This window comes from Xanthobacter autotrophicus ATCC 700552 (assembly GCF_043194565.1).
Lineage (GTDB): Bacteria > Pseudomonadota > Alphaproteobacteria > Rhizobiales > Xanthobacteraceae > Xanthobacter > Xanthobacter autotrophicus_F.
This window is the reverse complement of the sequence record NZ_JBAFVS010000046.1, coordinates 1-11,751: the sequence shown is the minus strand read 5'-3', so window position 1 is coordinate 11,751 and position 11,751 is coordinate 1. Positions and strand designations below refer to the sequence as shown.

Here is an 11,751-nt window from a genome sequence, read left to right as displayed (position 1 = left end):
GAAGTCAGGGTCTCGCTCGAATCGTGATGCCATCGTCGCCATGCTCTTGAGGGTGATCCCTTCGGCGAAGACGTGCGGCGCTCCCACGACTGAGGACAGCGCTCGGTCTGGAAAAGCCGAGGCGAACAGGAGTGCGATCGTCGAGCCGTCGCTGTGGCCGTAGACATGGCACTGCTGCACGCCAAGAGCGTCGAGCAACATCGGCATAAACTGGCGTGCTTTCTCATGCAGATAGTTCGTGTCGCGGGGGCGGAACAATGGCGATGAAGCTCCGCACCCACGGCGAGAGTAAACCAGAGCTGGAATGCCGGTCGCCTGTGCAACTTTGCCAGGAAATGACTTCCAGTCTGCAACGCAGCCGAATCCGTGATGCAGGAAAACGATCGGTGCCACCGGCAGCCGATCGTCATCCCCTGGCCCCGGCAGGCACCACGCATACTCGATCGAAGTACCCTCGACTTCGATCCACTGAATGGTGGGTGTGTGCTCGGGTTCGCTTGACACAAGGTCGTTCGTTGCAACCTCCCTGTCAGCGAAACTTCGGGGGGCGCTTCTCAAGGAAGGCCTTGACGCCCTCCTTGGATTCCTCGGTCTGGTAGAATAGACCGAGCGCCTGCATGCCGATCCCGGAGATGCCTCGGATCGACTCGGAGTCCAGGTTGAAGGATTTTTTCGCGATCGCGATCGCCGTCGGGCTAAGCGCGGCGATCTCGGCGCACCAGCGATCGACCTCAGCATCCAATTCCTCCGGCGCGACCACGGCGTTGATCAGGCCCATCTGCAGAGCCTGATCGGCCGTATAGCGCCGACACAGCATCCAAATCTCCCGGGCCTTCTTCTCACCGACGACGCGGGCAAGCAGAGCGGTCCCGAAACCCGGATCGACGGAGCCGACCTTCGGGCCGACCTGACCGAAGACGGCGGTGGACGAGGCGATGGCGAGGTCGCAGCAGGTCACGAGCACGTTCCCGCCGCCGATAGCGAAACCATTGACACGCGCGATCACCGGCTTCGGTACATCGCGGATCAGGCTCTGCAACTCCTCGACCGGAAGACCGATCGTGCCGCGCCCGTCATAGGCGCCGTCGTGCGCCGACTGGTCGCCGCCGGTGCAGAAGGCCTTTGACCCCGCCCCGGTCAGGACGGTGGCGGCGATAGCCTTGTCCCATCCGGCCTTGTTCAACGCGTGAATCAACTCCTCGCAGGTCTGCCCGCGGAAGGCGTTGTATTTCTCCGGCCGATTGATAGTAATCCAGGCAGCGGCCTCGCGAACCTCGTAGCTGATGTCTTGATATTCCATCTGTTGTTCCTCATCCGTGCATGGTCAGGCCGCCGGACACGCTGATCACCTGGCCGGTGATGAAGTCCGCGTCGCTGCTGGCGAAGAAGGCGATCATGCCCGGAATGTCATCGGGCTGGCCCAAGCGCTTGAGCGGGATGGCCTTCTGGAGCTTGTCGTAGATCTTCTGCCCGTACTCGCCTTCGCCTACAAACGACCGCAGCAGCGCGGTATCGGTCGGTCCCGGACAGACGACGTTGACCCTGACATTGTCGCGCGCGCATTCACGGGCGACGGTCTTCGAGAACGAGATCAGGCCACCCTTGCACGCCGAATAGACGGATTCGCCCGACGAGCCGACCCGGCCGGCATCCGAGGCGATGTTGATCACCTTGCCGCCGCCTGCGGCGATCAGATGGGGCAGAACCGCCTTGTGCAAATTGAGCGGACCGCGCAGATTGATCGCGATGATCTTGTCCCACAGATCGGGTTCGGTCTCGAGGAACGGCTTGGCGATGTCCCACCCGGCATTGTTGACTAGGATGTCGATCTTCCCGAAGTGCCGGGCGGCGTGTTCGACAGCGTTGGTCACGTCCTCGAAGCGGGTGATGTCGAACGCGAGCGGGAGCACATCACCGCCGCGGCCATGCAGATGGTCGGCGAATGCGTTCAGCCCTTTCTCGTCGATATCCGCAGCGACCAGCTTCATGCCTTCATCGACAAACCGCTCGCAGATCGCTCGACCAATCCCGCCTGCGGCGCCCGTGACGATGGCGACCCGCTCTTTCAGTCCTCGCATTTCTTTCTCCATTTCCGGGCGTTAGGCGCCCTGCACGTTGTCGCGAACGAGGCCGCGGAGCTTGAACTTCTGTACCTTTCCGGTGGCCGTTCGCTCGATCGGTCCGAGGATCACCCGGTTGGGCACTTTGAATTTCGCCAAGCGCGCGCGGCAGAAGTCGAGGAGTTCCTGCTCGCTGACGCGGTTGTCCGGACCGGGCTTCAGCTCGACGAAGGCACAGGGTCTCTCCCCCCACTGCTTGTCAGGCATCGCGATCACGGCCGCATAAGAGACGGCTGGGTGCTTGAAGAGGACGTCCTCGATCTCAATCGAGGAGATGTTCTCGCCGCCGGAGATGATGATGTCCTTCGACCGATCCTTGATTTCGATGTATCCGTCGGCGTGGACCACGGCGAGATCGCCGGTGTGGTACCAGCCACCGGCAAAGGCCTCCTCGGTCGCTTCCCGATTCTTAAGGTAGCCCTTCATGCCGACGCTGCCGCGGAACAGCACTTCGCCCATGACGGAACCGTTGTGCAGGACAGGTTCGAGCGTGATGGGATCGGCGACGATCATCGCGTCGGTGACAGCGGTGCGGACACCCTGGCGAGCCATCTTCTGCGAGCGCTCATCGGGCACCAGGTCATTCCATTCCCGGTGCCAGTCGCAGAGCGCCGTAACGCCGTGCAGCTCCGTAGTGCCGTAAACGTGGCGCACGACGAAGCCCAGGGCTTCGGTCTCCTTGAGGACAGCTGCCGGCGGTGCGGCGCCGGCGGTCATCACCGCGACTGGCCGAGACAGCTTGCGGCTCGCGCTCTTCCCGCTTTCGATCAGCATGCCCAAAACGGTCGGTGCCCCGCACAGATGGGTCACCCCGTTTGCCTCAATGGACTCGAAGATCTGCTCGGGTACGACCTTGCGGAGACAAACGTGGGTTCCGCCGACGGCGGCGATTGCCCAGGAGAAGCACCAGCCGTTGCAGTGGAACATGGGCAGGGTCCACAGATAGACGGAATCGGCGTCCATCTTGTGATGCAGCAACTGCCCAAGCGCGTTCAGATAGGCGCCGCGGTGATGATAGAGGACACCCTTAGAATTGCCGGTCGTCCCTGACGTGTAGTTCAGCGAAAGCGCCTCGAATTCGTCTTCCGGCCAGTAGGTCGGCTCTTCCGCATGCCCTCGCTGGAGGAACTCCTCGTAGGTGCACGATCCGATACGCTCTCCGCCCTCTGCCAGTGCATCCTCGATGTCGACCACCAGCGGCTTGAACTCCATCTGCGCCAGCGCAACGCGCGCCACGTCGCTGAACTGCTTGTCGACGAGAAAGACCTTCGCCTCGCAATGCTCCAGAATGAAGGCGATGGCGGCGGCGTCGAGGCGAATGTTCAGGGTGTTGAGGAGCCCGCCGGACATCGGCACGCCGAAATGGGCTTCAAGCATTGCCGGCGTGTTGGGAGATAGAATGGCCACGGTATCGCCACGCCGAATCCCGCTGTGCGTCAGTGCCGACGCCAGCTCCTTGCAGCGATGAGCATGTTCACGCCACGTGTATCGCTCCTCGCCGTGGATGATGGCCACGCGATCGGGAAATACATCCGCTGCGCGAAGCAAGAAGTTCATCGGCGTCAGCGGCCGATAGTTGGCTGGCCTTCGCTGTAGAAAATCTGCATCGAGATTGAGAGTCACGTTTTCCTCCTGGAGACACCATTGGTTTGTTGGGACTGCGGCCGCGTGCCCGGCATCCCACGGTCTGACCCTCGTTTGCCGCCCGTTTAGACTTGATTTCCGACGAGCGCGCCCTCGAGAATCGCGCGCTTCGCGTCGAGCTCGCCAGCGAGTGCTGCGCCGCCGATTACGTGGACCGACTGCCCACGGGCCTCCAACTCGTCGGCGAGGCCGCGGACCGAGACCTGGCCGGCACACACCACGATGGTGTCTGCGGGGATCACTTCCGCTCGACCTTGGACTTCGACGTGCAGCCCCTCTGCGTCGATCTTGCTATAGGTCGCTTCGCCGATCTGGCGAACACCCAGGTCCTTCAGCTCCTTTCGCAGGATCCAGCCGGTGCTCTTGCCGAGCGTCCGACCGAAGGCTCCTGCAGAACGCTTGACCATCGTGACTGTGCGCTGAGCAGGATGCGGAGTGGCCTTGCCCTTCACGCCCCAGCGCTCCTCGAATTCTTCGACCGACTGAAGCTTGTGATCGTCGCCAAGCGCGACGAAGAGCGCGACGTCATGGCCGATGCCTCCAGCGCCGATGACCACAACGCGCTGGCCGGCCTTGACCGAACCGTCGAGAATGCTGGTGTACCCGACCACACGCGGATCGTCGGCGCCGGGAATGTCGAGCAGGCGGGGGGTGACGCCGGTCGAGACGATCACATCGTCGAAATTCTCCCGGCCCAATGAATCGATGCCGACGCGTTGGCCTGTCCGAACATGGATACCGGCGTTTGCGAGCTGCCGCTTGAAGCCTTCGACCGCTCGTCCGTAATCCTCCTTGCCGGGAACCCGCGCAGCCAACGTGAACTGTCCGCCGATCTCTGGCGCCGCTTCGTAGAGCGTGACGTGGTGGCCACGGCGCCCGGCCTCGAGCGCAGCAGAGATACCCGCCACGCCGCCACCGACGACGGCGATCCGCTTCGAACGCTGCGCCGGGAGGTCCGAAAATGTGCCTTCTCGCGCTGCACGGGGATTGACCAAGCAGCTGATCACCTGGTCGGTGAAATAGTGGTCGAGGCAAGCTTGGTTGCAGGCAATGCAGATGTTGATGAGGTCGGGGTGCCCGTCCCTGACCTTGTTGACGAAAGCCGCATCGGCCAGAAATGGCCGCGCCATTGATATGAGGTCAGCCGCGCCGTCGGCGACGAGCCTCTCGGCGTCCTCGGGAAGGTTGATCCGATTGCTCGCTGTGACCGGGATCGACACGGCGGACTTGATGCGACGCGTCGCCTCCGAGAAGGCCGCGTGCGGGACCGTCCCGGCGATCGTGGGGATGGTGGATTCATGCCATCCGATCCCGGTCGAAAGACAGTCGGCCCCCGCCTGCTCGACCTCGCGGGCAAGCCAGATCGTCTCGTCGTCGCTCAGGCCACCTTCGATCAACTCGAGGGCCGAGATGCGGTACGACAAGATCGGCCCGCTGCCGAGCGTAGCGCGGACAGCGCGCACCACCGAGAGGGGAAAGTGGGCCCGTTTCTCCAGCGGACCGCCCCATTCATCCTCTCGGGCATTGGTGCGCGCCGCGAGGAATTGGCTGATGAGATAGCCTTCAGACCCCATCACCTCCACGCCGTCATATCCGGCCTCGACCGCAAGCCGCGAAGTGCTCGCATAGGCTTTGATCGTCTCTTCGATCTCGGTAACGTTGAGCGCGCGCGGGGTGTAGCGATTGATCGGGGATTTGATCGCCGACGGGGCAACGATAGCCGGGTGGTAGCCGTATCGTCCCGCGTGCAGGATCTGCAACAGAATGCGGCCGCCCGCCCCATGAACCGCGTCGGTAATCTTGCGGTGGTCTTTAACCTGCTCGGAAAATTCGAAGGTTCCGGGCTCGTCCTTCATGCGCCCGGCGAAAGTCGGTGCGAAACCTCCGGTGACGATGAGCCCGACGCCGCCCTTGGCCCGTTCGGCATAGAACTGAGCAAGTTCGTCGAACCGCTCCGGATGGGATTCGAGGCCAGTATGCATCGAGCCCATGACGACCCGGTTCGGTAGAGTGACCGCCCCGACGCGAACCGGCTGAAGAAGTGCCGACTGTGGCTTGCCCATGGATAATCTCCTCCCGAAATCAATGTCCTGTTCCGATCAGGAACTATCACGACAAAGCCCTATCGATCCTCTGCATATATGTCAATATGGTTGCCTAGGTGCGATATCGGCATCATCGGCCGCACAGGGCTGGTCGGGAAGGAAATCGCTAAAAACACCCATAAAATGGCCAATTATGCGAATATTCATGCCGCGATGCACAATCTGTTTCCAACGGTGCCTATGGTATATGAATCAACATATTGACAATGAATGACGCATTTCGATAGGTTGCGCGTGCGGTTCGAAGAGGTCGCTTCCCTAGGGAGAAAAAACAATGAAATTGAGAAGGCTATTGCTCGCTTGCGCCCTCGCCTCATTGCACGCGCCGGCTTGGGCGGACACCAACGTCAAGCTCGGTGTCCTCACCGATCTGAGCGGGCCGTATGCGGACCTCTCTGGAAAAGGCTCTGTCATCGCCACGCAGATGGCCGTCGAGGAATTCCAAAAATTGCACCCCGACTTCAAGATCGAGGTGATTTCAGCAGACCATCAGAACAAGCCCGACATCGGGTCCTCGGTGGTGCGCAAATGGTTCGACCAGGACGGCGTCGATGCTGTCGTCGATGTCGCAAGTTCTGGCGTAGCGATGGCGGTCGGCCAGCTCGCGAAGGACGGCAACAAAGTGTTCCTTGCCTCCGGTCCCGCGAGCTCGGATATCACCAATAAGGCCTGCTCGCCAAATACGATCCAGTGGACCTACGACACCTACGCCTTGAGCAAGAGCACAGGCTCGGCCCTGGTGCAATCCGGTGGCAACAAGTGGTTCTTCATCACTACCGACTACGTGTTCGGCCATGCCATGGAGCGCGATACCTCGCGCTTCGTCGAGGCCGCGGGAGGAAAAGTCGTCGGCAGGGCACGGGTGCCGATCAACACGCCTGATTTTTCATCCTTCCTCCTGCAGGCGCGATCTTCCGGCGCCAACGTTGTTGGCCTCGCCAATGCCGGTGCGGACACGATCAATGCGGTGAAGCAGGCGGCCGAGTTCGGCCTCACGAAGGGCGGCATCCGACTGGCCGGCCTTCTTGTCGACATCACCGACGTCCACGGCCTCGGACTTCCGGCGTCGCAAGGGCTTGTCATCACCCAGGCATTCTACTGGGACCTGAACGACAGCACCCGAGCGTTCTCCAAGCGGTTCGCCGAGCGTGCCGAGGGCAAGATGCCCGGCCAAGTGCATGCCGGTGCTTACTCAGCCACCCTTCATTACCTGAAGGCGCTCGCCGCAGGGGCGCCGAAGACAGATGGAAAGGCGGTTGTCGCGAAGATGGAAGAGCTCCCTACGGAGGACGAGGCGTTCGGCAGGGGCTCCGTGCGCAAGGACGGCCGCAAACTACACGATATGTATCTCTTCGAGGTCAAGAAGCCCGCCGAATCCTCCGGCGGATGGGATCTCTACAAGCGCCTCGCTACCGTCCCGGCCGACCAGGCGTTTCGGCCCCTGGCCGAGAGCGAATGTGCGCTGGCGCGTTGACGTTCCCGTTGGCACCACCTGCGCGACGCGCGCGTGGCGCACCTTTCTTCCTGCATCACCTCAGGTCTCACCGCCATGAAGTCTCTTGAACATTTCGATCAATCCCGAAACTGGACCGCCGAAGAAACCCTCGTCATCGAGCAAGTAACTCGGATTGCTGCTGATGTTCTGGCTCCGAACGCTGGGGGATTGGACGAACGCAAGGAATTTCCTTGGGTCAATTTCAAGGTCCTGAAGGAAGTCGGGCTGAACGGCATCTTCGTTCCCGAAGAATATGGTGGTTCGCCGGTCAGCTATCGCTGCCTCCTCGAAGTGGTTCGTCTCATCTCCGAAGCCTGTGCTTCGACGGGCATCATTTTCGGCACGACTGGTGCAGTCGCGAAGCCGATCCAGGAGTTCGGTACCAAGCTCCAGAAGGAGCGCTTCCTGCCGTTGATCGCGAATGGCGGACTTGGTGCCTTTGCCATCACCGAGCCGCACGCGGGTTCGGACGGTTCTAGCATTCGCACCCGATTCCAGCCCGATGGTGGCGACATCGTTATCAACGGCGGCAAGATATTCATCACCACAGGCGATGTTGCTGACGTTGTCTTGGTGTTCGGGAAATGGAGCGAGCTGGAAGATTCGTCGAAGGCGGTATCCGTTGTCATCCTTGAGAAAGGGACGCCCGGTTTCGACGTGGTTCGCCTTGAATCCAAGATGGGTGCGAACGCATCATCCACAGCCGAGCTCGCTTTTACGAACTGCCGCATACCGCGGGCCAACCTTCTCGGAAATCCGGGCGACGGCATGAAGATCATGGTGGCCGTCCTCAACAAGTCCCGGCCCAGCGTTGCGGCCCAGGCGTTGGGCATCGCTTCCGGAGCCTTCTATGACGCGGTAGCCTACGCGAACGAGCGTCAACAAGGCGGCAAGCGGATCATCGGCCATCAGGCGATCGCATTCATGCTTGCCGATCTCGCCATAGAACTCCTCTCGACCAGGACACTCCTCGACCATGTCGGCCGCCTCGTCGACGAGGGTGTACAGGACGTTAGCGTCGAAGCCTCGATGATCAAGGTCAAGGCCTCTGACCTCGCCATGCGCATGACAACGGATGCCGTCCAAGTGTTCGGTGGGCATGGCTACGTGAAAGGTCATCGCGTCGAGCGCCTAATGCGGGAAGCAAAGGTCACACAGATCTGGGAAGGCACCAACCAAATTCAAAAACACGTCATCAGCCGCGATCTCATGACGCGCTAAGCAGGTTCACTTTTGGAAGGAGGGCCCAACTTGGCCCTGGATACGGATACGTTCAACCTGCTCCTCGAAACGGTTCGCCGCTTTGTCCTAGAGCGTCTTATTCCGCGCGAAGTCGAGGTGGTCGAAACAAACGCTATTCCCGACGATGTCGTCCGGGAAATGAGGGACCTCGGCCTGTTCGGCTTGTCCATCTCGGAACAGCATGGAGGGCTTGGGCTCACCATGGAGGAAGAGGTGCGTGTCGTATTTGAACTCGGGCGGACCTCGCCCGCGTTCCGTTCGGTCGCCGGCACCAATATCGGGATCGGCTCGCAATCGATCGTCATCGCCGGTACGCCCGACCAAAAGGCGAAGTATCTCCCCGCGCTCGCCTCTGGGGAACTGATCGGTTCCTTTGCCCTCACCGAACCAGACGCCGGCTCGGACGCCATGGCGCTGCGGACCACGGCACGCAAGGATGGAGACCACTACATCCTGAACGGCACGAAGCGCTATATCACCAACGCGCCGATCGCGGGCCTATTCAGCGTCATGGCGCGGACCGCCCCTGAGCGGAAGGCCAATTCGATCTCCTGCTTCCTGGTCGAAGCCGGAACGCCCGGCATCAAACTCGGCCTGCCCGACAAGAAGATGGGCCAGCGCGGCGCGTTGACGTGCGATGTCATTTTCGAGGATTGCCGAGTCCCAGCGGCAGCTTTGCTCGGAAACGAAGAAGGAAACGGATTCCGCACGGCGATGCAAGTGCTCGACAAAGGGCGCCTCCATATCGCTGCGCTTTGTGTCGGCATCGCCGACCGCCTGATCGAGGAATCCGTCGTCTACGCGAAGGACCGCAAGCAGTTCGGGCAGCCGATCGCGGAGTTCCAGCTCATCCAAGCCATGTTGGCGGACAGCGAGGCCGACACCTATGCCGCACGATGCATGATCCTGGATGCCGCGGCTCGTCGCGACCGCAGAGAAAATACGACCCGGCAGGCCGCGTGCGCAAAAATGTTCGCCTCAGAAATGGTAGGGCGTGTCGCCGATCGAGCGGTCCAGATCTTCGGCGGGGCCGGCTACATGGCCGAGTACCCCGTCGAGCGCTTCTACCGTGACGTGCGCCTGTTCCGGATCTTCGAGGGCACGACGCAGATCCAGCAGCTCGTCATCGCCCGTGAACTGCTCAAGGCGGCCTCCTGACAACGACCAGCAACACCGAGGACCTCATGGCCATCGAGCTCACCCAACAGGACGAATTCGCCGTTCTCACCCTCAATCGTCCGGAAGCGCTCAACGCGCTCAACGCGGACACGATCGGGGAGATTTCCACGGCGATCGATAGGGTCGCGCAGATGGAGGTCCGCGCGCTCATCATCACCGGAGCGGGAGAGAAAGCCTTCTGCGCCGGCGCCGACGTCAAGGAGATGGTCGGGATCGATCTCATCACGAAGAAGCGCAAGGCGGAGCGTGGACAGTCCACCTTCGCGAAACTCGATGGGCTCCTCATTCCTTCCATCGCATTGATCAACGGCTATGCCTTCGGAGGCGGTCTCGAGCTGGCGCTTGCCTCGACCTTCCGTCTCGCGACGCCCCGGGCGGCCATGGCGCTTCCGGAGATCAAGCTGGGCCTCATGCCGGGCTACGGCGGCACCCAGCGTCTCCCGCGCATCGTCGGAGAGGCCAGGGCCTTGGAGATGATCATGACCGGGCGAACGGTGCGGGCGGAGGAGGCTCAGGCCATCGGCCTGGTCCATCGCGTCGTCGGCGCGGACAGCCGTCTCGCGGAGGCCTTCGCCTTCGCGCGTGAGCTCTCAGGCTTCAGCCTGGTGGCGCTCGGCTATGCCCGCGAAGCGGTCAAGCGCGCGCTCTCCACCCCCCTCAACGAAGGTCTCAAGATCGAGGCCGAGATCTCGACGCTCGCGTTCCAGTCGAAGGATGCGCAGGAGGGCATCACCGCTTTTATCGAGAAGCGCACGTCCAAATTCTCCGACGCATGAGCTCCCGGCGACACCATCCTGAAGGCGCAAAATCATGCGAAGTTACCGTGTGTGGGAGCTCGGATCTCCTAAAGACATGAAGATTGATGAGCTTCCAGCTCTTGTTCCTGGCTCGAACGAAGTTGTCGTGGATGTTAGGGCGGCAGCTGTAGGTTTTGTAGATACGCTGGCTGTCTCGGGACGTTACCAGAATATTCCTCCTGTCCCGTTTACACCCGGAATGGAATTTGCGGGGATCATTCGCGCCATCGGCCCGGGCGTGACCGATTGTGCCGTCGGCGATCGTGTCGTCGCGTATGTTCTGAACGGCGCCTTCTCGGAGCAGGCCGTCGCAAAAATCGGAGAATTCTATCCAGTACCCGACGAGGTTCCGTTCGATCGGGCTGTTCTACTTTGCGGCGCCTACCTCACGGCGTATTTCGCGCTAGTGGTGCGAGGTCAATTTGAGCGGGGAGAGACTGTCCTCGTGGGCGGCGCCGGCGGCGCCGTTGGCCTTGCGGCCGTCCAGATCGCCAAGGCACTCGGCGCCGGAACGGTGATTGGCACATATAGATCGGCCGCCGACAGGCAGGCCATCCTTGAGGCCGGCGCCGACGTGGCAATTGACGTGTCCGATTCCGACCTCCGCGAGGCGGTCCGCGTGAAGGTTTTGGCGGCAACCAACGGCCATGGGGCGGACATCGTGCTCGATCCGATCGGTGGAGAGTTCTTCTCCGCGGCTCTGAGGGCGATCGCATGGAGTGGCCGGCTTGTGGTGATTGGCTTTGCCGCCGGCGACATCCCGACTGTGAAAGTCAACTACCTTCTCCTCAAGAACATCGGGGTTCTCGGTGTCGAGCTGAGCCAGTACCGACGTCAAGCGCCCGACCGCGTCAAAGTGGTTCAGGCCGAGTTGTTCGATCTCTGGCACCAGGGCCGGTTCCGGCTGCGGGTCGCTCGGCATTTCACCTTTGAAGGCATACCGGCCGCGCTCGAGTTCGTGGCAAGCGGCAGGACGGGCGGCAGAGCGCTGATCTCGATCGGACAGAACCCGGCATGATGAAGCTCTCAACAACAGCCGCCGTTGCCGTTATCGGCGTCGGCGCGATGGGCTCGGGGATTGCGCAGGTGGCGGCGCAGGCGGGACATGCGGTGCGCCTCTACGACGCGCTGGACGGTGCGGCCGAGAAGGGACGGTCCGGCATCCTCGG

11 protein-coding genes are annotated in these 11,751 nt (G+C 61.8%); 6 read left to right on the top strand and 5 right to left on the bottom strand.

All coding sequences use genetic code 11. The features are described from left to right. From V5F48_RS24490 to V5F48_RS24470, 5 genes are all read right to left on the bottom strand, one after another. Positions 1–504, bottom strand: a 504-nt coding sequence (locus V5F48_RS24490; protein ID WP_394260573.1) for an alpha/beta fold hydrolase, incomplete at its 3' end; no start/stop codon positions are given. A gap of 25 nt (positions 505–529) precedes the next feature. Beyond that, positions 530–1,300: an enoyl-CoA hydratase-related protein gene (locus tag V5F48_RS24485; RefSeq protein WP_394260572.1), complete on the bottom strand. Its 771-nt coding sequence runs from the start codon at positions 1,298–1,300 to the stop codon at positions 530–532. Between the two features lie 10 nt (positions 1,301–1,310). Continuing rightward, positions 1,311–2,078, bottom strand: coding sequence for a glucose 1-dehydrogenase (locus tag V5F48_RS24480; protein ID WP_394260571.1), 768 nt, complete (start codon positions 2,076–2,078; stop codon positions 1,311–1,313). A 21-nt stretch (positions 2,079–2,099) separates the two neighbouring features. Further along, positions 2,100–3,743, bottom strand: a complete 1,644-nt coding sequence (locus tag V5F48_RS24475) for an AMP-binding protein (RefSeq protein WP_394260570.1) — start codon at positions 3,741–3,743, stop codon at positions 2,100–2,102. Between the two features lie 86 nt (positions 3,744–3,829). After that, a complete protein-coding gene (locus tag V5F48_RS24470) occupies positions 3,830–5,827 on the bottom strand; it encodes an FAD-dependent oxidoreductase (RefSeq protein ID WP_394260569.1) in 1,998 nt (665 codons plus the stop codon). Positions 5,828–6,143: 316 nt separating this feature from the next. Between V5F48_RS24470 and V5F48_RS24465 the strand changes: the two genes are divergently transcribed. From V5F48_RS24465 to V5F48_RS24440, 6 genes are all read left to right on the top strand, one after another. Then, a complete protein-coding gene (locus V5F48_RS24465; protein WP_394260568.1) occupies positions 6,144–7,343 on the top strand; it encodes an ABC transporter substrate-binding protein in 1,200 nt (399 codons plus the stop codon). A gap of 75 nt (positions 7,344–7,418) precedes the next feature. After that, a complete protein-coding gene (locus tag V5F48_RS24460) occupies positions 7,419–8,585 on the top strand; it encodes an acyl-CoA dehydrogenase family protein (RefSeq protein WP_394260567.1) in 1,167 nt (388 codons plus the stop codon). A gap of 30 nt (positions 8,586–8,615) precedes the next feature. Next, positions 8,616–9,764 (top strand): acyl-CoA dehydrogenase family protein, encoded by a 1,149-nt coding sequence (locus V5F48_RS24455; protein WP_394260566.1) that lies wholly within the window; start codon positions 8,616–8,618, stop codon positions 9,762–9,764. 26 nt (positions 9,765–9,790) lie between these two features. Continuing rightward, on the top strand, positions 9,791–10,561 hold the full coding sequence (locus V5F48_RS24450; protein ID WP_394260565.1) for an enoyl-CoA hydratase/isomerase family protein: 771 nt from the start codon (positions 9,791–9,793) through the stop codon (positions 10,559–10,561). Between the two features lie 76 nt (positions 10,562–10,637). Continuing rightward, on the top strand, positions 10,638–11,600 hold the full coding sequence (locus V5F48_RS24445; protein WP_394260564.1) for an NADPH:quinone oxidoreductase family protein: 963 nt from the start codon (positions 10,638–10,640) through the stop codon (positions 11,598–11,600). Beyond that, positions 11,597–11,751: 3-hydroxyacyl-CoA dehydrogenase NAD-binding domain-containing protein (locus tag V5F48_RS24440; protein WP_394260574.1), on the top strand; the 155-nt coding region annotated here is incomplete at its 3' end. The genes V5F48_RS24445 and V5F48_RS24440, both read left to right, overlap by 4 nt.

What these genes read in the sequence shown, in the direction of transcription:
- V5F48_RS24485 (WP_394260572.1), bottom strand. Translation starts at nt 1,300, where the DNA reads ATGGAATATCAAGACATCAGCTACGAGGTTCGCGAGGCCGCTGCCTGG.
- V5F48_RS24480 (WP_394260571.1), bottom strand. Translation starts at nt 2,078, where the DNA reads ATGCGAGGACTGAAAGAGCGGGTCGCCATCGTCACGGGCGCCGCAGGC.
- V5F48_RS24470 (WP_394260569.1), bottom strand. Translation starts at nt 5,827, where the DNA reads ATGGGCAAGCCACAGTCGGCACTTCTTCAGCCGGTTCGCGTCGGGGCG.
- V5F48_RS24465 (WP_394260568.1), top strand. Translation starts at nt 6,144, where the DNA reads ATGAAATTGAGAAGGCTATTGCTCGCTTGCGCCCTCGCCTCATTGCAC.
- V5F48_RS24460 (WP_394260567.1), top strand. Translation starts at nt 7,419, where the DNA reads ATGAAGTCTCTTGAACATTTCGATCAATCCCGAAACTGGACCGCCGAA.
- V5F48_RS24450 (WP_394260565.1), top strand. Translation starts at nt 9,791, where the DNA reads ATGGCCATCGAGCTCACCCAACAGGACGAATTCGCCGTTCTCACCCTC.
- V5F48_RS24445 (WP_394260564.1), top strand. Translation starts at nt 10,638, where the DNA reads ATGAAGATTGATGAGCTTCCAGCTCTTGTTCCTGGCTCGAACGAAGTT.